The 22,449-nt window shown below is 51.4% G+C and carries 17 protein-coding genes; 9 read left to right on the plus strand and 8 right to left on the minus strand.

The features are described from left to right. The first annotated feature begins 14 nt into the window (after positions 1-14). The 9 genes from CFX1CAM_RS01815 to CFX1CAM_RS01860 all read left to right on the plus strand — a co-directional run bounded on the left by CFX1CAM_RS01815 (position 15) and on the right by CFX1CAM_RS01860 (position 9,858). Entirely contained in the window at positions 15-1,922 is a 1,908-nt protein-coding gene (locus tag CFX1CAM_RS01815) for an alginate lyase family protein (RefSeq protein WP_087861369.1), read from the plus strand. A gap of 49 nt (positions 1,923-1,971) precedes the next feature. Next, a complete protein-coding gene (locus CFX1CAM_RS01820) occupies positions 1,972-3,189 on the plus strand; it encodes a glycosyltransferase family 4 protein (protein WP_087861370.1) in 1,218 nt (405 codons plus the stop codon). A 329-nt stretch (positions 3,190-3,518) separates the two neighbouring features. Then, positions 3,519-4,136 (plus strand): type IV toxin-antitoxin system AbiEi family antitoxin domain-containing protein, encoded by a 618-nt coding sequence (locus CFX1CAM_RS01825; RefSeq protein WP_087861371.1) that lies wholly within the window; start codon positions 3,519-3,521, stop codon positions 4,134-4,136. Between the two features lie 17 nt (positions 4,137-4,153). Beyond that, positions 4,154-4,957 carry a nucleotidyl transferase AbiEii/AbiGii toxin family protein gene (locus CFX1CAM_RS01830; RefSeq protein ID WP_087861372.1) on the plus strand — a complete coding sequence of 268 codons (804 nt, stop codon included), beginning with the start codon at positions 4,154-4,156 and terminating at the stop codon, positions 4,955-4,957. Positions 4,958-5,170: 213 nt separating this feature from the next. Further along, the gene (locus CFX1CAM_RS01835) at positions 5,171-6,394 is read left to right on the plus strand and encodes an aminotransferase class V-fold PLP-dependent enzyme (RefSeq protein WP_087863209.1); all 1,224 of its coding nucleotides are present in this window, start codon (positions 5,171-5,173) and stop codon (positions 6,392-6,394) included. Between the two features lie 3 nt (positions 6,395-6,397). Beyond that, on the plus strand, positions 6,398-6,823 hold the full coding sequence (locus tag CFX1CAM_RS01840) for a SufE family protein (RefSeq protein ID WP_087861373.1): 426 nt from the start codon (positions 6,398-6,400) through the stop codon (positions 6,821-6,823). Positions 6,824-6,958: 135 nt separating this feature from the next. Continuing rightward, positions 6,959-7,777 carry a 5'/3'-nucleotidase SurE gene (surE, locus tag CFX1CAM_RS01845; protein WP_087861374.1) on the plus strand — a complete coding sequence of 273 codons (819 nt, stop codon included), beginning with the start codon at positions 6,959-6,961 and terminating at the stop codon, positions 7,775-7,777. A gap of 107 nt (positions 7,778-7,884) precedes the next feature. Beyond that, on the plus strand, positions 7,885-9,258 hold the full coding sequence (locus CFX1CAM_RS01850; protein ID WP_087861375.1) for an MFS transporter: 1,374 nt from the start codon (positions 7,885-7,887) through the stop codon (positions 9,256-9,258). 300 nt (positions 9,259-9,558) lie between these two features. Further along, complete coding sequence (locus tag CFX1CAM_RS01860; RefSeq protein ID WP_087861377.1) at positions 9,559-9,858, plus strand: stage V sporulation protein S; 300 nt, start codon at positions 9,559-9,561, stop codon at positions 9,856-9,858. 78 nt (positions 9,859-9,936) lie between these two features. Here the strand turns inward: CFX1CAM_RS01860 and CFX1CAM_RS01865 are convergent, their stop codons facing one another. The 8 genes from CFX1CAM_RS01865 to CFX1CAM_RS01905 all read right to left on the minus strand — a co-directional run bounded on the left by CFX1CAM_RS01865 (position 9,937) and on the right by CFX1CAM_RS01905 (position 22,412). Beyond that, the gene (locus CFX1CAM_RS01865) at positions 9,937-10,575 is read right to left on the minus strand and encodes a deoxynucleoside kinase (protein ID WP_087861378.1); all 639 of its coding nucleotides are present in this window, start codon (positions 10,573-10,575) and stop codon (positions 9,937-9,939) included. 441 nt (positions 10,576-11,016) lie between these two features. Then, positions 11,017-13,884: a cation-translocating P-type ATPase gene (locus CFX1CAM_RS01875; protein WP_087861380.1), complete on the minus strand. Its 2,868-nt coding sequence runs from the start codon at positions 13,882-13,884 to the stop codon at positions 11,017-11,019. A gap of 231 nt (positions 13,885-14,115) precedes the next feature. After that, positions 14,116-15,378: a glucose-1-phosphate adenylyltransferase gene (locus CFX1CAM_RS01880; protein WP_087861381.1), complete on the minus strand. Its 1,263-nt coding sequence runs from the start codon at positions 15,376-15,378 to the stop codon at positions 14,116-14,118. 91 nt (positions 15,379-15,469) lie between these two features. After that, positions 15,470-17,218, minus strand: coding sequence for a DNA repair protein RecN (recN, locus tag CFX1CAM_RS01885; RefSeq protein ID WP_087861382.1), 1,749 nt, complete (start codon positions 17,216-17,218; stop codon positions 15,470-15,472). A gap of 12 nt (positions 17,219-17,230) precedes the next feature. Further along, positions 17,231-17,746: a hypothetical protein gene (locus CFX1CAM_RS01890; protein WP_087861383.1), complete on the minus strand. Its 516-nt coding sequence runs from the start codon at positions 17,744-17,746 to the stop codon at positions 17,231-17,233. Further along, the gene (locus CFX1CAM_RS01895) at positions 17,733-18,617 is read right to left on the minus strand and encodes an NAD(+)/NADH kinase (RefSeq protein WP_087861384.1); all 885 of its coding nucleotides are present in this window, start codon (positions 18,615-18,617) and stop codon (positions 17,733-17,735) included. The genes CFX1CAM_RS01890 and CFX1CAM_RS01895 overlap by 14 nt, the downstream gene beginning before the upstream one ends. 46 nt (positions 18,618-18,663) lie before the next feature. Beyond that, on the minus strand, positions 18,664-20,211 hold the full coding sequence (locus tag CFX1CAM_RS01900; RefSeq protein ID WP_087861385.1) for a hypothetical protein: 1,548 nt from the start codon (positions 20,209-20,211) through the stop codon (positions 18,664-18,666). After that, positions 20,211-22,412, minus strand: a complete 2,202-nt coding sequence (locus CFX1CAM_RS01905; RefSeq protein ID WP_087861386.1) for an ATP-dependent helicase — start codon at positions 22,410-22,412, stop codon at positions 20,211-20,213. Before CFX1CAM_RS01905 ends, CFX1CAM_RS01900 begins: the two co-directional genes overlap by 1 nt. Positions 22,413-22,449: the final 37 nt, after the last annotated feature.

The following is a 22,449-nucleotide window of genomic DNA, read 5'->3' on the forward strand; positions in this document are numbered from 1 at the left end:
CTGGCCAGTTTTTTATGACAAAGATCAATTATAAACTGATCAAAGCCCTGCGCCAGCTGGGTTTTACCAAGCTGTGGTGCTTTGCGCGTTACCAGGTCGGGTTACGCAGCGGACACTATCGCCGGGCAACGCCCAGCCGCAGAGAGGGCGATGTCGGCATACCGGGCTTAGCGCCTTTAGAGCATTTCCCACAGGTCAGCCAGGAAGAGATCAACAGCACGTTGATAGTAGCGGATGAAATCTGCCGTGGACGGGTGCGCTTGTTTGGTGGGGAACCGGTCCCCTTGATCCTGGAAGCTGGCGCTTCCGGTGAACACTGGACTGTCCTGGAAAGAACGCCGCTTAAGGAGGACATCAAGCTCATTTGGGAACCTGCCCGGTTTGGCTGGGGGATCACCCTGGTCAGGGCGTTTGCCTTTAGCGACGACCCAAATTATGCGCAAGCTTTTTGGGACAAAATGCATGCATTTTTAAATGCACATCCGCCCAATACCGGTCGTCAATGGCAATCTGCCCAGGAAGTTGCCATGCGTTTGATGACCCTCGTCTTTTGTGATCGGGCGCTGACGAAGGCGCCGTCATCAACCCGCGAAAATCGCCAGGCTCTGTGGTCGGCGGTGGCTGAACACGCTTCACGCATTCTTCCGACGCTGGTTTATGCCCGTGCGCAAAACAACAACCACCTTCTGGCTGAAGCTGCCGGGTTATTCACGGCTGGAATTTACCTGCCAGCGCATGCGCAGGCTGGGAAATGGAGGCAACTGGGCTGGGAGTGGTTGAATAGGGGACTGCAACAGCAGATCACAGAATTTGGAAGTTACGTCCAGAACAGCACCAATTATCACCGTTTGATGCTCCAAATTGTCCTGTTTGCGGATCATCTTCGGCGTGCCACCGGGCACATCGACTGGCCGAAGGCGACTTTCGAACGCCTGGCAGCAGCCACACGCTGGCTGTGGGCTCTGACCGATCCGGAGACCGGCTGGGTGCCAAACCTCGGAGCCAATGACGGCGCTTATCTTTTTCCTCTAACTGCTGCGCCCCAGGAAGACTTCAGGCCGGTCGTAGAAGCAGCCGCGAGGGCGTTTTTAGGGAGCGGGATTTACCATCAACCAGAATTGCACGAAATGAGCAACTGGTTTGGCCTTGCCCTACCGGCAGCATCAGAGCAAATTCAACCCCAGGCGATCGATATGGTGCGCATCGCCTCAGGTCAGGGACGGGCTTTCCTCCGGGCGGCACGCTTTACTGACCGTCCCTCCCACGCAGACCAGTTGCATGTAGATTTGTGGTGGCGTGGGGTGAACATCGCCAGGGACCCGGGCACCTTCCATTACAATACGCCGGCGCCCTGGGATAACGCCTTGCAGAGCAGCAAAGTTCACAATACCATCACGATCGATGGACAGGAGCAGATGACCCTGGCCGGGCGTTTCCTGTGGCTGGATTGGGCACAGGCGGATGTTTCAGGGTATGAGGCTGGAGAAGACCATCGATTGAAGTGGGTTTTAGCCGAACATGACGGTTACCGCAGGCTGGGGGCGATTCATCAGCGAAAATTATCCAGGATTGAAGATGGCTGGCTGGTGGTCGATAATATCTTGAAGAGCAGCGATCTTGAACAACAGCCTCACACCGTCAACCTGACCTGGTTGCTGCCCGATTGGGATTGGACATTTGAATCTGGGGAAATACTGCGTGTCAAGGGACCCGAGTTCTCCGTCAGGCTGCAAATCACCGGGGTGGATCAGGTCAACCTGGTCAGAGGGGGGGAGACGCTGGTGGGCACCATCGCAGCTCAGCCTTCCTGGGGATGGTATTCACCCACCTATGCTGAAAAAACGCCCGCATTGTTATTAATTGCTGTCAGATCCGGGTGGCTGCCGATGAGATTAACAAGCACCTGGCAGATGATGGGTTGACCGAACCTTTGCAATTCCTTGTCGCAAATTCGAGTAAAATGTTAATAATATGCACATATTGTTGATCCACCAGGCATTTGCCGCGCTGGATGAAGCCGGCGGAACCCGTCACCATGAGCTGGCCAGGCATCTCGCCCGCAGCGGTCACCGGGTGACCATTATTGCCAGCCCGGTCAGCTACCTGACGGGCGCTGGCACCGGTCGGCGACCTGGCAAAGCGGTTGATGACCTGGGTGTAACCATCATCCGCAGTTGTACCTTGCCCGCGCTGCACCATTCTTTCATCTGGCGCGTCTTCAGCTTTCTCAGCTTTATGCTCTCTTCACTGGTCAACGGTCTCTTTGTTCGGCGGGTAGACCTGGTCTGGGGCACCACCCCGCCAATATTCCAGGCGCTAACCGCGTGGCTGCTGGCACGTTTGAAGGGCGTACCCTTTCTGCTGGAGGTCCGCGACCTGTGGCCTGCCTTCGCTGTGGCTGTTGGGGTGTTGAAAAATAAATGTCTGATCCGCCTCTCAGAAGGCTTGGAGCGTTTTCTTTACCGGTACGCTGACCGGGTCGTGGTCAATTCGCCCGGATTCATCCAACACCTTCAACAGCGCGGCGCCCGGCAGATTACGCTGGTGCCCAATGGCGCCGACCCCGACATGTTTGACCCGGCTGCAGATGGGAGCCAGTTTCGGGTGGAAAATGGTTTGGAGGAGAAATTTGTCGTTTTATACGCCGGCGCCCACGGCATATCGAATGATCTGGATGTGGTATTGGATGCGGCTGAGTTGTTGCGAGACGAACCTTCTATTCGCATTGTCATGCTGGGTTCAGGCAAGGAAAAACCCCGACTGGTCGCTGAAGCTGAGCAGCGTCAATTGGAGAACCTGTTGTTCCTTCCGCCGGTGGCAAAACAGGATATGGCAGCAACCCTGGCTGGCGCAGATGCCTGCCTGGCAATCCTGAAACCCATTGAAATGTTTAAAACCACCTATCCTAACAAGGTCTTCGATTATATGGCAGCGGGTCGTCCGGTGCTTTTGGCGATTGATGGTGAGATTCGCAAAGTGGTTGAGGAAGCCCGGGCTGGCTTGTTTGTTCCGCCTGGTAACCACCATGCTCTGGCGGATGCCATCCAGGCAATGGCAAAGGACCCCGTAGAATGCCGCAAAATGGGGATAAATGGCAGAATACTGATCGAAACACGCTTTTCCCGCGCTGAACTGGCGAATCAATTTGCCCTCATGGTTGATGAGATCAGCCAACAAAACCAGGACTGAAACCACGGTGTATTTTTTTTAAAAACTTCGATCCACTGAAAAGGCATGCTTCAAAATTTGAAGCGGAAATCAAGTAGATTTTTCATACCTCAACAAGCCCCTCTACGTGAAAGGGCGATGATGTTGAGAAAAATAACACGTCGGGCAAGCCATTCATTGTCCTTTCCGGGGGGATAAGCGCACCCATCGACAGCCCTGATCGCCTGCCGGAAGTTGAAGTTTACAGGAATGCAGCAGCGAAGTTAAAGATTGAACCCGTCGTGGCAGTGTTGACTGAAAGACAATAATCAGCTATTGCATTAAATACCCAATTATGGTAAGTTAATGCAATGACATACAAAGAATTACTCGATCGAGTTGGAAATTTACCGGTATTTACCAGTGGGCTTTTGCTGGCTGGCGATGTAAATCCTGTAAATATTCATAAACAACTATCCCGCTGGACGACTGCGAAGAAGATCATCCAATTGCGGCGTGGAGTTTACACCCTTGCAGAACCTTATCGAAAAATAGAGCCCCATCCTTTCACGATTGGTAACCGCCTGGTTTCACCATCTTATGTCAGCTTACAGTCTGCGCTTGAATACTATAATCTCATTCCTGAAGCGGTTCCTCAGGTGACAAGTATCACCAGCAGATATCGAACTCAGAAATTTGACACACCATTGGGTTTGTTTGCTTTTCATCACATCAAATCGCAGTTATTTTTTGGATTTTCACTGGAACAGGTCGATATTGACCAATTTGTTTATTTAGCTCGTCCAGAAAAAGCCCTCCTTGATTTAATTTACCTGACCAAACAGGGACACTCAATGGCTTTTATAGAAGCCCTCAGACTTCAAAATTGTGATCAACTCGATTTGGCGTGGATGGAAAAAACGGCAAGGGATTCAGGTATGAATAAATTGATCCAGGCGGTTAAAAACCTTGTCACCCTTATTTCATAAGAAGGTTCGAGGTGGCTATGAAATCTGATTTAAAGAATTATCTACTTACAGCAAAAAGCAAGCAACAAGCCTTGAATTGGATGAGAGAATATTTACAGGCGCGCGTTTTGGCTATCTTACAGGAACAGGGTGCAATGATTCCGCTGGCATTTCATGGCGGGACGGCGCTTCGGTTTCTTTATCAGCTCCCCAGATATTCTGAAGACCTGGATTTCTCATTGGAAAATCACATGGATGCATATGATTTTCATAGCTATTTATCGTCTATTTCAAACCAACTTTCCCTTGAGGAGTACCCGGTTAACCTGAGGTTCAATGATCAAAAAGTGGTGCAGCATGCCTTTATTGGTTTTCCTGGATTATTATTTGAATTAGGTCTTTCACCTCATGTAGATCAAAACTTCACGATCAAATTAGAGGTGGATACACGACCGCCTCAGGGCGCCGTCTTGAGGACGACATTGTTCCGCTATCGTGAATTGTTTTTGAATCTCCAGCATCATGACAGAGCTTCATTGCTGGCAGGCAAGGTGCATGCTGTTTTGCAACGAAAATATTTAAAAGGACGGGATATTTTTGACCTTATTTGGTATTTGAGCGATCGGTTGTGGCCACCGCCAAATTTTGTTATGCTTAATTTTGCTCTGCAGCAATCCGGTTGGGAAGGACCACAATTATCCGAGTTCAATTGGAAATCCATTTTGTCCGACTTTTTATCCACAGCAGATTTTGACAGTATCCGTAAAGACGTGGCGCCATTTTTAATTCGTTCGGCAGACCAGGACTTGCTGAACCTGAAAACCATTCAGGGCTTGCTGTGATTGGAAAAGGCTTTTGATCGGTTAATTTAAAAATTGCGACCTGCATTCATTTTTGAAGGCTGAGACGGTGCTCAAATGATTGTCCGGCTGATCCAATTTCGGAGGGGTTTATATGAAATACCGATCGCACCGAGCACTGGCTGAAACTGCTTTCCCTTCGCGGTCCTGGTGCGGTAGAATACCTTGATCAATTTAATCAACAAGAAGGCAATGATGACCCTCGATGTTCAAAAAATCCGCTCTGATTTCCCGATTTTGCACACTCGGGTATACGGAAAGCCCCTGGTTTACCTGGACAATGCCGCCACAACCCAAAAGCCTCAAGTGGTGATCGATGCAATCGTGGATTATTACACCCGCTATAACAGCAATATCCATCGTGCGGCACATCACCTCTCGAACCTGGCGACCGAAGCACATGAAGGTGCCCGCCGAACCATGCAACGCCATATCAACGCCGAATTCGAGCACGAAATCATCTTCACACGCGGCACAACGGAAGCCATTAACCTGGTGGCGTATTCTTTTGGAGAAGCGTTCATAAACCCTGGCGATGAAGTGATTTTTACAATGATGGATCATCATTCGAATTTTGTCCCCTGGCAGATGCTGTGCGAGCGCCGTGGAGCAAACTACCACGTGGTCCCCTTTGATGAAAATGGCGACCTCAGGCTGGATATCTACGAAAACCTGCTGAGCAGCAAGACGCGCCTTGTTGCTTTTAACCATGTCTCCAACTCACTTGGCACGGTCAACCCGGCGCAGGAGATCATTCGAATGGCTCATGCCGCTGGGGCGGTTGTATTGGTCGATGCAGCGCAGGCCGTTCAGCATGTTGACCATGATGTCAGAGCGCTGGATGCGGATTTCTATGCCTTTTCTGGGCACAAGATCTACGGACCGACCGGCATTGGCGTACTTTACGGCAAAGAAAAATGGCTGGATGCCATGCCGCCTTACCAGGGTGGGGGCGAGATGATCGAACAGGTGACCGTGGAAAAGACCACCTATAACAAGCTCCCCTTTAAATTCGAAGCCGGAACGCCCAATATCGTTGGTCCGATTGGCTTGGCAGCAGCGCTTGATTACCTGAACGCCCTGGACTTTACCGAGGTCATGGCACACGAAGATGCGGTTTTAGCTTATGCCCGTAAAAAATTGCTCGAGATTGACGGGTTGAAGATCTACGGGAATGGCAAACGACATACCAGCATTGTTTCCTTTAATATTGAAGGGGTGCACCATTATGACCTGGGAACGCTTTTAGATACCCGCGGCGTGGCGGTGCGTACCGGGCATCATTGCACGCAACCGATCATGGCGGCTTTGGGGGTTGAAGGCACTGTGAGGACGTCGCTGGCGCTATATAACACTTTTGAGGATATCGACGTGCTTGTCGAATCCATTCGGCAGGCACTTAAGATTCTAAGGCGGTGAGCCATGCCAACAATACAGGAAATTCAAGCCCAGATTATTGAAGATTTTTCTTTTCTACCCGAATGGGATGAACGTTACGCGTATTTGATCGAATTGGGACAAAAAAGTCCGCCCATGGCCGAGGAAAATCGTACCGAGGACAATCTTGTGCGAGGGTGCCAATCGCTGGTGTGGCTGGCCCGTGAATGCCGCCAGGGCGTCGTATACCTGGAGGCTGACAGCGATTCGCTAATTGTCAAAGGGCTGGCGGCATTACTGCTGCAGGTTTTTTCCGGTCAGCCTGCAGAAGATGTGAGCCAGGCTGATCTGCATTTCTTTGAGACGATCGGACTCAATCAACACCTTTCTTCCCAGCGCACCAACGGTCTGCTGGCAATGGTAAATGAAATCCGGTCCTTTGCTGTACAATGTATGGGGGAGGGCCGTTAATTCCTTCTCAAGTTGATCATAAAAACTTGCATTTGTCTGCCAGAGTTTATCTTGGCAGCCGTTGACCGGGATAAAACCCCAGCTCTGTGATAACCTTGATCCGATTAACAATTTTAGCGACGAAAACTAAACCCTATGAATGAAAAAACAATCCAAATTTTACTGACCAACGACGATAGCATCCACTCACCGGGTTTATGGGCTGCCGCACAAGCCCTGGATTTGCTTGGATTTGTGCATATCGTTGCACCACGGCACCAGCAAACCGGCACCGGGCACAGTATGCCCAATACTTCAACCGGAATTATCGAGACGATGTCGCTGCACGTCAACGGGCGTGATTGGCCTGTGTATGCCGTGGATGGCACACCGGCACAGGCGGTGGTGCACGGCATCTATGAGGTGATCAAATCCAAACCCGATCTGGTGGTTTCAGGGATTAATTATGGGGAAAATATCGGTTCATCCATTACTGTTTCCGGCACTGTTGGCGCAGCCCTTGAAGCGACCTCATTTGGCATCCCCGCCCTGGCGGTTTCGATGCAGACAAAACCGGAGTATCATCTTTCTCTGTCGCAAGACATAGATTTCAGTGCAGCAGCTTATTTCACGCACAAATTCGCCCGGGTAATGTTGAACAGGAAATTTCCCTTCGATGTGGACGTACTTAAAGTGGACGTGCCCGCAGGGGCTTCAGCGGAAACCCCCTGGATGATCACCCGCCAATCACGCATGAAATATTATCACCCAGAAATGACGCAGCGTAATTCTTTTTCTGAACCCGGCCCGGTCAAATACAAACCGAATTATGACCCAAACAATTTAGAGCCAGACGGAGATACTTATGTGCTTTTAGTCGATAAAAAAGTCTCCGTCACGCCAATCAGCATTGATATGACTTCCCGCACAGATTTTCATCAGTTACGCCGGCTGATCGAAGCGATGGATGATTAACGCCGGGCGGGTATTCACCTGCTGATTAACGATTTAAACAGAACTATTAAAATGCTTTCATGTTAATTAAGTGACCATTCTAAGCAATTATTACAGGAGCTGACACCATGGAGAAAAAAGAAAAACTGCCCTTCATTACAAATATTCTTTACGGCATGGGAGATTTCGGTTTCAGCATGAACAACTCAATCATCTCAGCCTTCTTCTCGGTTTTTCTGGTGACGGTGGTGGGTGTGGCACCAGGATTGGTGGCCATTATTTTATTCGTTGGGCGGAGCTGGGACTTTGTCAATGATTTGCTGGTGGGGTACATCTCGGATCGCACCCGGACCCGGTGGGGACGGCGGCGTCCCTTTTTGCTGTTTGGCACCGTTCCTTTTGGGTTATCTTTCTTGCTGTTATGGCTCCACCCGAATTTTGGCCAGACCGGATTGGTGATCTATTATTCGCTGGCTTATATTATTTATGAAGCCCTGGCAACCTTTGTTTATATGCCGTATTTTGCGCTCACACCGGAATTGACCTCCGATTACGATGAGCGCACAAAACTCACCAGTTTCAGGATGATGTTCAATATTACCGGCAGCCTGACGGCATATATCCTGCCTTTACTGATTGTGGGCAACGATTGGACCCAGGCGACTTCGCGCAATGTGATAATCATGGCAGTGGCGGCTGGAGCACTCGCGGCCGCGCCTTATTTTGGCGTTTTTTTTGGCACAAAAGAAAAGAAGGAATACCAGTCCGAAAAATTACCAAAGTTCTGGCCTTCACTTAAGGCTGCCTTCAAAAACAAACCCTTCGTATTTGGTGCCCTGATGTACCTGGCCACCTGGATGGCAATTATTGTAATCGAATCCAACCTGCAGTTTTTCATCCTGCATATCATCCGGCGCCAGTCTCAGAACATCATCATCATGGTCAGCATCTTCGTCACGGCGATTTTTGCGCTACCGTTCTGGAACTGGGTTTCGAAAAACTGGAATAAGCGCAGGGCTTACATTATTGGCGTGGGATTTTGGTCTATGGTGATGATTGTGCTGATTTTCATGAATCCCCAAACGCCCTTCTGGCTCATTCTCATCCTGTGTGTGCTGGCTGGGATTGGCGTCAGCGCCGGGCAAGTACTGCCCTGGGCAATTATCCCGGATGCAATTGAATGGGAGGAATGGCACACCGGGGAACGCAATGAGGGTATTTTTTACAGCCTGGTCACCCTGTTGGGAAAGATCGGCATGGCGATCGCGCAACCACTTTCGCTGCTGGTTTTGCAGATCAGCAATCTGCAGACCGGTCAGGACGCAGTACAACCCCCCAGCGCATTGCTGGGCATCCGCCTGGTCGTCGGTCCCATTCCTGCGATGTGTTTGATCGCTGGCATTTTAATTGCTATTTTTTATCCCCTGGAACGCACACAGCATCGCCAGATCGTGGATGACCTGCGCACGCGGCGTGCGGCTCTAAAAGCGAAGCGCACTTAACAAGAGCTCTGGCTGGGGTTAGCAGCAGAAATTTTCCTCAACGATTTAGACGTCAACGCACAAAGTCCTGTGAAAGGAAACTTCACAGGGCTTTTTACAATAAATCAGTGTTAACCTTCCACAAAAGAGAGTTGATTGTGTTTTGGTTCACATATTTAAAAAAAGCGATGCCAAACCTGAAATACTTGATTGCGCAGCAATAATCATGTAAAATTTTAAAAGAAAATGAATGAAAGTCCCGGGATTCGGGTATATCCTGAGCTTTATATTCGCAGTTAATGTCATTCAGGGAGCACAAAAATGAAGATCATCAAAGTATCAACCAACTCCCGAACCGCTGCGGTCGCCGGGGCAATCGCAGCGATTCTCCGTGAGCAAAAGCTTGCAGAAGTTCAGTCCATTGGCGCCGGCGCTGTTAACCAAGCCATTAAGTCAATTATTATTGCCAAAAGCTATTTAGCTAAAAATGATTTGGGGATTGTGCTGGTGCCAGAATTTGTGGATGTGGATATTGACGGAAAAACTCGAACTGCAATCAAGCTAACCATTATGACACAACCCGTGCTACAGGAACAGAATTCAGCATTGCCTGTGGAATGAACTGTCTGTACGGGTAGAAGGAATTAATCCCCCAGCTTTTAGCGAGGTTAACACGCGCGTTATCGCGCGTACAGGGGGTTAAAGGTCAAAGCGGACTTCGGCTTTGCCAATCAATATTTCTTTGACTTTATTCACAATTAATTCCAGGTGTCGGGGTTTGGCTACATAATCCAGATTGTCGCAGGGAATGGTCAGGATAGGACAGAGTGCAAAATGCTCTATCCAGTTTTCGTACAGGGTATTCAGGTCAGCCAGGTATTCCGGGCTGATGGTTTTTTCATAATCGCGTCCGCGCTTTGATATACGCTCCAACAGGGTAGGAACAGAGGCTCGCAGGTAAAGCACCAGGTCAGGCGGTGGCAAAAACTCCACCAGGACTTGGTACAGCTCTCGATAGGTGGCATAATCCCGGTCGCTGATGGCGTTCTGCCGATGCAGGTTGTGGGCAAAGATTTCAGCATCTTCGTAGACACTGCGGTCCTGGATGACCGAGCCGTTCATTTTCATTAACTGCCGGTGGATATGCAGACGCCGCATAAGGAAATACACCTGTGAGTGAAAAGCCCAGGTTTGCATGTCCGCGTAGAAATCAGTCAGATAAGGGTTTTCCGTTACTGGCTCATAAAAGGGCGTCCAGCCCAGGACTTCACTGAGCAATTTAACCAGGGTTGACTTTCCCACGCCGATATTTCCGGCTACAGCAATGAATTTTTCCATGAGATGCTTATACCTGCCTTCTGAGGTGAAATAAAGAAGAGTTGCCTGGTGTTGATTATAAGCTGAAATGGGAATGATACAGCAAATTGGAAAATATTGACGGTTGATCGCTGATAGCCGATAGCTGATAGCTGATAGCTAATAGGCGATAGCTGATAGCTGATAGCCGATAGCCAATGGCCGATAGCAAATAGCTAATAGCCGATAGCTGATAGCTGATAGCCGATAGGCAATAGCTAATTGCTGGCGGAAAGTCTTTGAGTGTAGCACCCCACGGTGACATGTGAGTCGAGGTGATCCCAATAGCAAAGCATATTGAAAGTATTTGTCTCCCCCATCCTTTGGGATGGGGGCTGGGGACAGGGACAGAAGAAGGGCGAGGCAGACCTCGCCCTTTTTTCAAAGCTTCGTGTATGCCGTGTTTTTCAACACCCCCGTTAATTAGGCAGCAGACTGAGCCTTTTGTATCTGTTTTCGCAAGAACACTTTCGTTATCTCCGCAGCAACCGAGGGGATCAGGACCAGCGGAAGGATCTCAAGCCATTCTGCAATCCCCAGCGGGGCTGTGTTGAAAACCGGCTGAAGGAAAGGTATGTATATCACTACGAAAATCAGCAGCAGCGAAACCAGCACAGCCCAGTTCATGATTTTATTTTTGAATACACCGATCTTGACCAGCGGATAGTATTCAGAGCGTGCGGTATAAGCTCGGAACAACTCGGAGATGCTGAGGGTCACAAAAGCCATGGTTTGGGCAAACTCGGCATGTTCAGGCTCGAAGATATGACCAATCGCAAATGCAATCAGGGTGACTGCGGTGATGGCGATGGTTTGTACCACGATGCCGATCTGCATGTGACGGTTGATGATGGGCTCGCTTGGCGGTCGGGGCGGGAGGTCCATGATGTCGGGGTCACCGGGTTCGGTTCCCAGCGCCAGCGCAGGGGCTCCATCCGTGACAAGGTTCAACCACAGCAGTTGAATCGCGGTCAGGGGGATGGGCCAGCCTAACAAGGTCGCCAGGAAGATGACCATGATCTCGGCCATGTTACAGGAAAGCAAATAGTAGACAAATTTACGGATATTGCTATAAATCACCCGACCCTGTTCCACTGCAGAAACGATGCTGGCGTAGTTATCATCGGTAAGGACCATGTCGGCTGTGCCTTTAGCAACATCGGTGCCGGTGATGCCCATCGCCACGCCAATATCCGCCCGTTTGATCGCTGGCGCATCGTTGACACCGTCACCCGTCATCGCCACCACTTCCTGGTTGGCTCGCAGGGCATCGACAATGCGCATCTTGTGTTCCGGGCTGACGCGTGCATACACATCGGTGATCTGCACGTTTTGAATCATCTCTTCATCGCTGAGCGTATCGAGCGTGCTTCCCGCCATCACCTGATGGCCTGGGCGCAATAGACCGATCTGTTCTGCGATGGCTCGGGCCGTATTGAGATAGTCACCCGTGATCATGATGGTGCGAATCCCGGCGCGATTGGCGGTATCGATGGCGTCTGACACTTCCTCGCGGGCTGGATCGATCATACCGATCAACCCCACAAAGGTCAGATCGCGTTCCAGTTCCTCGCTGTCGATCTCTTCCGGTAATGTGGTGACGGTACGGCAGGCAACGCCTAATACCCGCAATGCATCATTGGTCATGGCATCGTTGGCTGCCAAAACCTCCTGACGGCGCGCTTCGGTCAGGGGTTCAAGACGATCATTACCGACCTCAATATGGGTACACAAGCCAAGCACCACGTCTGGTGCGCCTTTGACATTGATGATGTACGGGTTTTGTTGTCTTTGCCCATTGTTGATGAGTGAAAGGTCATCATTCGCCTGGTCATCAACCGAATGAATGGTCAGCATGCGTTTGCGTACGGAATCAAAAGGGATTTCTTGAGCGCGGGGAAAGGTTTGGTTGAGCAGATCGATAGAAGCGCCCATTTTTAGCGCTGCGACCAGGATCGCGCCTTCGGTTGGATCACCGACCATGCGGAAGATTTCCCGTCCGTCCTGTTCGCCGGCTGGTTCGAGCTGGGCATCGTTATTCAAAGTGCCCAGCCACAGGGTCGATTTAATTGCCGGGTAATCTTTGATGTCGATCGGCTGATCGTCTTTTAGAAAATCACCTTGCGGGGAATATCCCCTTCCTGTGATGGAGATGAAATCACCATCGGCCCAAACACGGGTGACGGTCATTTCGTTTTGAGTCAATGTCCCGGTTTTATCCGAACAAATGACGGTGGCTGATCCCAGGGTCTCAACCGAAGAAAGCTTGCGGATGAGGGCATGGCGCCGAACCATCTCGCGCATTCCCAGCGCCAGGCTGATTGTGACGATTGCGGGCAAGCCTTCAGGCACGGCAGCAATGGCCAGAGAAACCGCAATCATGAACAGCTCGGTATAGGTTTCCAGCGCTTGACTGCTGAAGAAATCTGCCTGGCCCGGTTCAAGGGCAAAGCGGACCACGCCAATCACAAAGATCAGGGCACACACAGCCAAACACGCCCAACCCAAGATTTTCCCGAACTGGTCTAACCGCCGCTGCAAGGGGGTTTGCTCATCCTCGACCTGCTGGAGCATGGTGGCGATCATTCCAAGCTGGGTGTGCATGCCGGTGCTGACGACGACACCCTTGCCACGTCCATAATTCGCCAGGGTTCCCATAAAAGCGGTGTTGGTCCGGTCGCCCAGGGGAACATCCTTCTCGAGCCTGGATTCCGCATTTTTCTGTACGGAGACGGATTCACCGGTCAGTGAAGCCTCATCGATGCGTAGGTTGACCGCTTCAAGCAAGCGTATATCTGCCGGGATATAGTTGCCTGCTTCAAGGAAGACGATATCCCCGGGAACCAGTTGAGAGGCGGGCACGGAACTGCGTTTACCATCCCGAAGCACGGAGGCTTCCGGCGCAGCCAGTTTCTTGAGGGCAGCCAGGGAAGCCTCTGCTCGGCTTTCCTGAATGATCCCCATAATGGCATTCAGGACTACAATCGCCAGAATGGCAATTGCCTCTACGTAATCCCCCAGAAGCGCTGAAACAATGGCTGCACCCAGCAGCAAGTAGATCACAAAACTATTGATTTGTGCCCACAACATCTGCCAGAAGGTGGTCGGGGGCGCTTCTTCCAGCTCGTTCAAGCCGTACTGTTCCTGCCTTGCCGCGACTTCTATACTTGTAAGCCCAACGTCAATTTTCGATTCTAACCGCTGCAACGCGTCTGAGCTGGTCAGAGTATGCCATGAAATCGACACATCATCCGCACTTTCGACATATTTCTCGGTCTGATCACCTGTCATACAATTTTCTCCGATCGATTAATTTACAGCCACTCATTATATTCGCTCCTGTAAAATAAACCCTGATATAATCTCAGGTTCTATTGAAAAATCCTGTAAATGATCACAAAAGAGCAGAAAACGCAAACGTAAAATCGAGGGTGACGAGGCATGGCTCGCCCGTATATCATCCGGACAAAAAAGGATGTTCTCTGCGAACATCCTTTTTTTGACCATCATTCCTCAATGGCTTTAGGCTTCGGGACAAATTTTTGTTCCGGACGGCAAAATGGTATTTTTGGGAATAACCACGATACCGTCTTTGACAGAATAAGCATCTGTATCATAATCGGTGCCGATCGGGAAGGGTTTGATACACACATCCTGACCGATGCGAGCGTTTTTATCAATGATGGCGCCTTCAATATCACAATTCTTCCCGATTCCGACGGGAATCTCGCCCGTGTAATCGAAAAAATCAGCGCCCATCAGGACCGAATCTTTAATACGTGTGCCAGATCTGATCATGCTACGGATGCCGACCACCGAATGATTGATGTTTGCTTCGCTGATGATGCAGCCTTCGTTGATGAGAACATCGTTCAATACGCAGTTAGAAATCCGGGTGGCGGGAAGAAAACGCCCGCGGGTATAAATGGGAAAATATTGATCGTGGATGTCAAAGCGGGGGCGCGGCAAGGTCAGCTCAAGATTAGCCTCGTAGAACGAACGGATTGTTCCAATATCGTGCCAGTAACCGCTGAATTCATAGCCAAAAACGGCTGGCTCATTACTCACACAATAGGGGATGATGTCATAACCAAAGTCGTTAAACTCTTTTTTCCCGGATTGCATGGTTAACAGGTCAACCAGAACATCGAGGTTGAACAGGTAAATGCCCATGGACGCCAGGAAGGGTTGTTCAGGATCATCGCGGGTAACAAAATTATCCAGGATGTGCGGGTCTTTGGGTTTTTCGGTAAAATCGACGATTTCAGAGCTCTGATCAAGCTTCAGCAAACCAAAGCGCGAGGCTTCGGAACGGAAGACGGGCTGTACCGCCACCGTCACCTCGGCGTTTTTCTCCCAGTGAAAATCAGCCATCTTGGAATAATTCATACGGTAAAGGTGGTCACCCGCCAGGATCAACACGTATTTTGCACGCGTTGTGCGGATTTCAAACAATTGTTTTCGAACCGCATCGGCTGTGCCCTGGTACCACTCTTTGTGCTCCATGGTTTGCTCGGCTGCCCAAATTTGTACGAAGCCGGTGTGAAACTTATCAAATTTATAAGTATTGGTGATATGGCGGTGCAAAGAGACGGAATTAAATTGCGTCAGCACTGCGATTTGGTAGATGTTCGAATTAATGCAGTTGCTGATGGGGATATCAATCAACCGATATTTTCCAGCAATCGGCACAGCAGGCTTGGCACGTTCTAAAGTGAGGGGATACAGGCGCTGTCCCTGCCCGCCCCCCAGGATCACCGCCATGATATCAGAATAACTGGGCATCAGGTCTCCTTTCCGTGCAACGTGGATATGACTGGTTTTTCTTTACATTTCTATTGTAGCCGATATTTCGGAAATTACGATCGCTGAAAGTTTATTTCGATTTGTCCTCCACTTTGCCGGTTTTTTGATGATGAACGATCTTAAGAATTTCCTCAGCGGATTGCAGGGTGCCCTCACTGATTGGGCCGAGCATCTGTGCCAGTTCTGCCAGCCGCTCCGGGTCCGCCAGGGGTTGGACTTCAACATGGGTGCGCCCATCCTGAAGCGCCTTGATGACCCGGTAGTGCTGCTCGCCGTAAGCCGCCAGTTGCGGCAGGTGGGTGATGCACATCACCTGGTGCTGGTGAGAAAGGTTCCACAGTTTTTCGCCGACAACCATGCCGACACGACCACCAATCCCCTGGTCAATTTCATCAAATACCAGCGTGGGGATTTTATCGGCGTTCGCCAGCACGTTTTTCAAAGCCAGCATCAAACGAGAGGTCTCGCCGCCCGAGGCAATCTTTACCAGGGGTTTAAACCCCTCCCCGGGGTTGGTTTCAACCAGGAACTCCACCCGGTCGATGCCGTTGGCGTCGAAAGCCACGCGTTGACCGTCCTGCAATGGCAGACCGTTTTCATCTGGGCGTTGGGTAATCTCAATTTGAAAGCGTGCCCGTTCCATCTGCAGATCCTGCAGTTCAACCTCAATCCCTCGACTGAGCTCGCCGGCAGATTCTGACCGCCGCTGGCTGAGGGCTTGCCCGTATCCTGACAGAGCCGTCATCAAGCTGAGCTGGCGTTCTTCCAGTTCTGAGATTCGCTCCCCGGCATGGGTGATCGATTCCAGTTCAGCCCGGGCTTTTTGGGCATAAGCTAAGATCGCATCGATCGTCTCGCCATATTTTCGCTTCAGGTTGTTGATCAGATCGATGCGTTCTTCGACCTGGTCTAACAGGTGGGGGTTAAATTCGATGTTTTCGGCGTAATTACGCACCTCCAACGCCAGGTCTTGCAGGGCGGTCACACTGGAAGACAGGCGCTCATACAACGGCTCTGTGGATGTGTCGATGCGCGCCAGGTTGCGCAGGGCGTCCAGCGCTTCACCGAGCAGGTCGTTTACACCGCCCACTTCGGGCGAGCCTTCTTCCAGCACGATCAGGGCTTGCTGGGCATGTTTTGCCAGGCTTTCAGCATTTGCCAGGCGGGTTCGGTCCTGGCGCAGATTGCTTTCTTCGTCGGTCTGCAACTGGGCAGCGTCGATTTCCTGGATCTGGTAGGTGAGCATGTCCATCCGGCGGGCAGCATCCTGTTCCAGGGTGCGCAGATGCTGTAATTCCGCCCGGACTTCAACCAGTTGGCGGTAGACAGCCTGGTATTGCGCCAGCAACTCGCCGATATCGGCAAAACCATCCAGCAGGTGCAGGTGATTGCGAACGTGCAGCAAGGATAAATGCTCCGATTGTCCGTGAATATCAATCAGGTATTCACCGACTGAGCGCTGCAGGGCTGCTGTCACCGTCCGCCCATTGATGCGGGCTATGTTGCGCCCTTCGCGGCGGATTTCGCGCCCCATCACGATGTAATCCGGGTCGTCGAGCAAGTCCTCTGCCTTCAGCAGGGCGTGGATCGGCTCCCGAACGGCTGAATCCAGGCGGAAGGTGGCCTCGACCTGGGCACGCTCGGCGCCGGTGCGAATGGCGGTAGTTTCAGCGCGACCGCCCAGCACCGCTTCCAGTGCATCCATGATGATCGATTTGCCGGCGCCGGTTTCGCCGGTGAAGATCACCAACCCGGGTAAAAAATCCAGGTGTAGTTTCTGGATAATAGCAAAATTTTCAATCTGTAATTCAGTTAACATTGATGATCCTCACTACCGCTGGCTTCCAGAAAGGCGATAATACGCAGATGGCACCGCCATTACGAGATAAAGGATTTGATAACCCAGCGGTAACAGGCTGAAAAGACTAAACGCGCCTGCACCCCGGCTGAAGAGCAAATTAAACAGGATGAGTACAGGGATGGGCAACCCGCCCAGGATGATTCCCAATCTTATCAGTCGGAACAGTCTTTTGCTGCGCCGTTTTTTTGTGACCAGGCGGACAGCTTCAGCGATACCCACGCCGGCTGCAGGCGCCAGCAAAACCGTAAAAAAACCGATCAATGAGGTCAACCAGCTACCCAACAGGCTCAGCAGCACCGCGATGATAAAACCAAGGACGTAATCCTGGGGGCGGCTGGTATCGAAGATCTTTTGCTGCTGCCTGACGCAATCTGAGCAGCGGTAACCCGTAGGCGTCTGGATGGCTTCAGATGGGGTGATTGGCTTGCCGCAGCGACTGCAACGCAGGATGATTTCTTGTGTTTGATAATGATTATGATCTGGCATTGGATTTACTGCTGAGTAAAGGGTTGTGTTCCATATACACGGTCAGGTTGCGATAAAAGTAGTTCGGGTCCTGAAAGCGAACCATCAAGAGTGACTTTTCATGCGCGGAGACTTCAACGCAATCTCCGCTGCTCAGGTGAACCGGTGGCTGTCCGTCGACGCTGACCACAGCCTCGTGTGCGCTCAGGACGCGCATCGTTACCGATGAGCCTTCCGAGAGGACGACCGCCCGGTCAACCGACAGGTGGGGAGCGACCGGCATCAATAGAATGTTGCGGATCTCGGGTGGCAAAATCGGTCCGCCTGCTGCCAGTGAATAGGCTGTGGAGCCCGTGGGCGTGGCTGCAATCAGGCCATCTGCCACATAGCTGGCAATGTGTTCGCCGTTGAGCAGGGCTTCGACATTGATCGGGCGCACATAGCGACCCCGGGCAACCACCACATCATTGATCACATCAAAGGGATCCTGTTTTTCACCACAGCAAACACAGCAAGCACGAAGCATCATGCGCGCCTCATAGCGAAAGTCACCGGACAACAATCGTGGAAAATAATCGCGCCATTGGTCGCTTTTGAGCTCAACCAGGAAGCCAAAGGTGCCGATATTGATGCCCAGCAAGGGGATGTCCACAGGCGCACACAGGTGCCCGGCACGCAGCATGGTACCGTCGCCGCCTAAAGCGATCACCAGGTCATGTTCTCCCGCTTTGACGGACTTTCGCAAATCTTCGTCAAAAAGCGAGCCCACATCAGCGTTGCCACCCAGGGCTTGAATCGTTAAACCAACCTCCCCGGCAACCTCCAGTGCGCGGGGAATATTGGGATGCGCCAGAACGGCAATGCTTTGCGGAGCTTCAGGGTTGACGGTCATCGTGTTCTAATTATAATCTTTTTTCAAGCAAGGGCTTGAACAGGGCTTATTCCACCCAGATCCACACAAACTCGGTTTTTAAAGGTATCCCGGTTATGATTTCTTCTGGCTTCAACCCGGGAAAGGCAAAATGATACAGTGAGCCGCCGGAAACGAGGAAAAACCCTTTTGAATCGGGCTGCCAGGTCAGGGATTCAACAGGCTGGTCGATCAGCGTTTGCAGCGGGTTACTGCTATGAGATTGAAACAGGCGCGCCCCTGCTTTGGAATTTTCACCATCGCCCCAGGCGATAACCCAGCTCCCATTCGGCGCCAGGCGCGCATTGCCCTCACCTGGCAGGAGAATGCTCTCACCCTGGGGGGTGAAAAACAACACCCCCTGTGTACCTGAAGCCACAAACCTTCCGCCTGTGTCCCACATGAGATGGGTCCAATCGCCTGCAGCCTGTAAGACCTGCACCGGGCTGTCGAGCTCACGCCGATAGATGCCGCCTGACAAGCCCTGGGCAATCGCGTCCGAAAAACTGATGCTGAACGCGATTACGCCAGAGCCGGGATCATAGGCTGCTTGTTGAAAAGCCTTTTCAAAGATAATCGAATCTTTCACCTCTTCTGCACTGACCCGGCGAAGCAACCTGGGACCGCTTGCCGTGTTGGAATAGCTCAAAAATGTGTGTGGGTTGATCCAGCCGATGATCACTTCTTCAAAGCTGTCGATTGGTGGGCGATAGAGGGTGTTTTGGCTGTCATAGCTGGGAAAGCGCAAGCTTGAAACCAATGCCGGGTGCCATGTTTCCAGCCGATAGTCGTATTCAAATTCCTGGGAAATCAACCACTCCCCGCCCGGTGACCACACAGGCAATGCGTTTTGAGAATAAAGACCATTTACACGATCGACGCGGTTGTTGAGTGTATCGATAACATACAGGTCGCTGGATTCTTGATCTAATGCGGCTGAAAAAGCCAGATAACGGCTGTCTGGTGACCACGTCAGCCCATCCGGGCGTGTGACAGTCATCAGGGTTTTTAGCGCCCGATCGCCCTGGTTGTGGACGATTTTGCGCTGAACCGAGATCGATAACAATGGCGTCAACTTGCTAACCTCAAATGAGGGCAGGTTGACCTGATAAAGCCCCAGCTCGTCTGTGCTCTCCGCTGATCCTGCCCGGAGGATTAATTTACTGCCATCGGGAGCCAGCCCCCGGGTGAGATCAGCGGTGATGATCGGCTCGGGCAAGCTGATGCGATGAATTTCGCGGGTGTTGATATCATAAGCATTCAAGCCTTCGCCCTCCGGGTCTGGGAATATCAGCCAGGGACCGTGGGCTTTTTCCTGGGGCGTTGATGTTATGATGACAGTGGGCGAAGCGACTGGCGTATTGCTCGGTGCAGTCGGGGTAAAGACAAAAGGGGCTGTTCCGGCGATTGCCTCTCGAGTCAGGGCGATTTCCGTGTTCCGCACAACGGCAGTGGAGGTTCCTGCCCATGACGCTGGACGCGGTGAAGTCAACTGGCAGGCAATCCCGGTTCCAAGAAAGAGAATCACTCCCCAGATCAGAAATACTTTCGTGTGTCTGCTCTGACGCCCGGGCATTATTCTTCAATGATCTCCAACCGGGACATGGAGGCAACCAGTGCTTTCAAGCCCAGCCCGTCAAAATAGACCTCCACGGTTTCATCGCCAAATTCCAGGCGGCTGCTACGAACGATACCTTCTCCATACACCGGGTGTCGCACGTGCATTTCCGCGTAAAAGCGCTGTTCGTGCTTTTTAGGAGGTTTGGGTGCGGCTGTCTGTGCTCTTGAACCGTAGGGTCGATCCCATTGATATTGTTGGTAATCATCGCTTTCATCCCAGCGATCAACCCGGCTGACACGCCCCCGGGTGAGGTTTGCCGGCAAGTCCATCAAAAACCGGGAAGGCAGCATGGTTTCGTAATTGCCATAAGGGGTGCGCCGTCTTTGGGCGCGGGTGAGGTATAAGCGATCTTTGGCGCGGGTCATCCCCACATACATTAAGCGCCGTTCTTCAGCCAATTCCTCATCCTCATTTAATGATCGACTGTGGGGCAGGATGTGTTCATCCAGCCCGATGATAAAAACTTGCGGAAACTCCAATCCCTTGGCGGAGTGCAGAGTCAGCAAGGTGGGAGCGTCAATGGTTTCCGGGAGGGTGTCCTGATCAGCGACCAGAGCCATCGTTTCTAAAAATACGTCCAGACCGGCTTCTTCATATTCCAACAGCACGGACCGCAGCTCCAGAACATTCGCCCAACGGTCCAGAAATACATCATCCTCAGCTTTGATGTAAGCCTCATAATCCGTATCCAGCAGTATCTGGTCAAACAGTCCTGTGAGTGATGCCTGGTCCAGGCTGCTGCGCCAGCCGACCAGCAGCTTGCTGAAGGGCAACAACCGGGCTGCGAGCGATCCCAATGCCTGTGCAAATTCCGAATCAGGCTGCAGAGATAAGGACAGGAGAACCTCACCGCTGCTGACGCCGTATTCACGGGCAATTTCTTGCAGACGTTGCAGGGTGACCGCGCCAATGCCGCGCGGCGGGAGGTTGATCACCCGGCTTAGGCTGACCTCGTCCTTGGGATTGTAGATCAAGCGCAGAAAGGCAATCATGTCTTTAACTTCACGGCGACCGTAAAAACGCTGTGCACCCACCAGGCGATAGTTCATATTGGCGCGGCGGAAGGCTTCTTCCAGCAGTCGAGATTGGGCATTGGTGCGGTACATGATGGCAAAATCGGTTTCTTTGGCTGTTTTCTGTTCAAACTGGCGAGCGATGATATCCACCACGTAGGCAGCCTCATCATAATCATCGAGCGCTTCGTAGACAATCACCGGTTCACCTTTACCGCGCTCCGTAAAGAGAACCTTTTTTGTCCGGTGAACATTTTTATTGATCACCGTTGTCGCAGAATCCAGGATGGTTTGGGTTGAACGGTAATTGTGTTCCAGTAATATTTCGATATGGTCGGGAAAATCTCTTCTGAAACGTTCCACGTTTTTATAATCCGCGCCGCGCCAGCGGTAGATGGATTGATCTTCGTCGCCAACCAGAAACAGGTTGCGATGATGCGCGCCTAAATGGAACAGAAGGTCATATTGTGCCTGGTTGGTGTCCTGGAATTCATCGACCAGGATGTGTTTAAATCGCCCGGCATATTTTTGACGCACATCGGGTTGATTCCTCATTAAGCTCGCGGTATACAGCAGCATATCATCAAAGTCCATGGCGTTGCTGGTTACAAGGTGAGCCTGGTAGGCTCTGTATAATGACTGGATGATCTCATCTCGATAATTTTCTAACGGGAGCTCTTCCGGTGTCTGGAGGTCGTTTTTCGCGTTGCTGATTTTAGCCAACACCTGGCGGGGATTAAAGTCCTTTTCATTGAGCCTGTGTTCTTTGATGACGCGCTTGATTAATGCCAGTTGATCATCTTCATCAAAGATTACGAAATTGGAATCGACGGGAAGGTACGCGGCCTCACGCCGTAGGATGCGTCCGCATATGGCATGAAAGGTGCCCAGCCAAAGCCCCTCGACCCTCTCTCCCAGTAAATCCTTGATGCGATTGCCCATTTCCCTGGCAGCCTTATTCGTAAAAGTGACCGCCATGATCTGGTAGGCAGGCACCTCTAATGCCGCGATCAGATAAGCCACGCGGTAGGTCAGCACGCGAGTCTTTCCGGATCCGGGACCTGCCAACACAAGAATTGGACCGGGCGGGGAAGCCACAGCCTGTTTTTGTTGTGGGTTGAGCTCTGTGAGGAAATCAGACATGATGAAAAAGATTCTACCTTTGCCCTATCGGTGCGTC

Source organism: Brevefilum fermentans (assembly GCF_900184705.1).
Classification (GTDB): Bacteria; Chloroflexota; Anaerolineae; order Anaerolineales; family Anaerolineaceae; genus Brevifilum; species Brevifilum fermentans.

Bases quoted from the DNA above. Each gene is read 5' to 3' on its own strand.
- CFX1CAM_RS01815 (WP_087861369.1), top strand. From the start codon at position 15: ATGACAAAGATCAATTATAAACTGATCAAAGCCCTGCGCCAGCTGGGT.
- CFX1CAM_RS01820 (WP_087861370.1), top strand. From the start codon at position 1,972: ATGCACATATTGTTGATCCACCAGGCATTTGCCGCGCTGGATGAAGCC.
- CFX1CAM_RS01825 (WP_087861371.1), top strand. From the start codon at position 3,519: ATGACATACAAAGAATTACTCGATCGAGTTGGAAATTTACCGGTATTT.
- CFX1CAM_RS01830 (WP_087861372.1), top strand. From the start codon at position 4,154: ATGAAATCTGATTTAAAGAATTATCTACTTACAGCAAAAAGCAAGCAA.
- CFX1CAM_RS01835 (WP_087863209.1), top strand. From the start codon at position 5,171: ATGACCCTCGATGTTCAAAAAATCCGCTCTGATTTCCCGATTTTGCAC.
- CFX1CAM_RS01840 (WP_087861373.1), top strand. From the start codon at position 6,398: ATGCCAACAATACAGGAAATTCAAGCCCAGATTATTGAAGATTTTTCT.
- surE (WP_087861374.1), top strand. From the start codon at position 6,959: ATGAATGAAAAAACAATCCAAATTTTACTGACCAACGACGATAGCATC.
- CFX1CAM_RS01850 (WP_087861375.1), top strand. From the start codon at position 7,885: ATGGAGAAAAAAGAAAAACTGCCCTTCATTACAAATATTCTTTACGGC.
- CFX1CAM_RS01860 (WP_087861377.1), top strand. From the start codon at position 9,559: ATGAAGATCATCAAAGTATCAACCAACTCCCGAACCGCTGCGGTCGCC.
- CFX1CAM_RS01865 (WP_087861378.1), bottom strand. From the start codon at position 10,575: ATGGAAAAATTCATTGCTGTAGCCGGAAATATCGGCGTGGGAAAGTCA.
- CFX1CAM_RS01875 (WP_087861380.1), bottom strand. From the start codon at position 13,884: ATGACAGGTGATCAGACCGAGAAATATGTCGAAAGTGCGGATGATGTG.
- CFX1CAM_RS01880 (WP_087861381.1), bottom strand. From the start codon at position 15,378: ATGCCCAGTTATTCTGATATCATGGCGGTGATCCTGGGGGGCGGGCAG.
- recN (WP_087861382.1), bottom strand. From the start codon at position 17,218: ATGTTAACTGAATTACAGATTGAAAATTTTGCTATTATCCAGAAACTA.
- CFX1CAM_RS01890 (WP_087861383.1), bottom strand. From the start codon at position 17,746: ATGCCAGATCATAATCATTATCAAACACAAGAAATCATCCTGCGTTGC.
- CFX1CAM_RS01895 (WP_087861384.1), bottom strand. From the start codon at position 18,617: ATGACCGTCAACCCTGAAGCTCCGCAAAGCATTGCCGTTCTGGCGCAT.
- CFX1CAM_RS01900 (WP_087861385.1), bottom strand. From the start codon at position 20,211: ATGCCCGGGCGTCAGAGCAGACACACGAAAGTATTTCTGATCTGGGGA.
- CFX1CAM_RS01905 (WP_087861386.1), bottom strand. From the start codon at position 22,412: ATGTCTGATTTCCTCACAGAGCTCAACCCACAACAAAAACAGGCTGTG.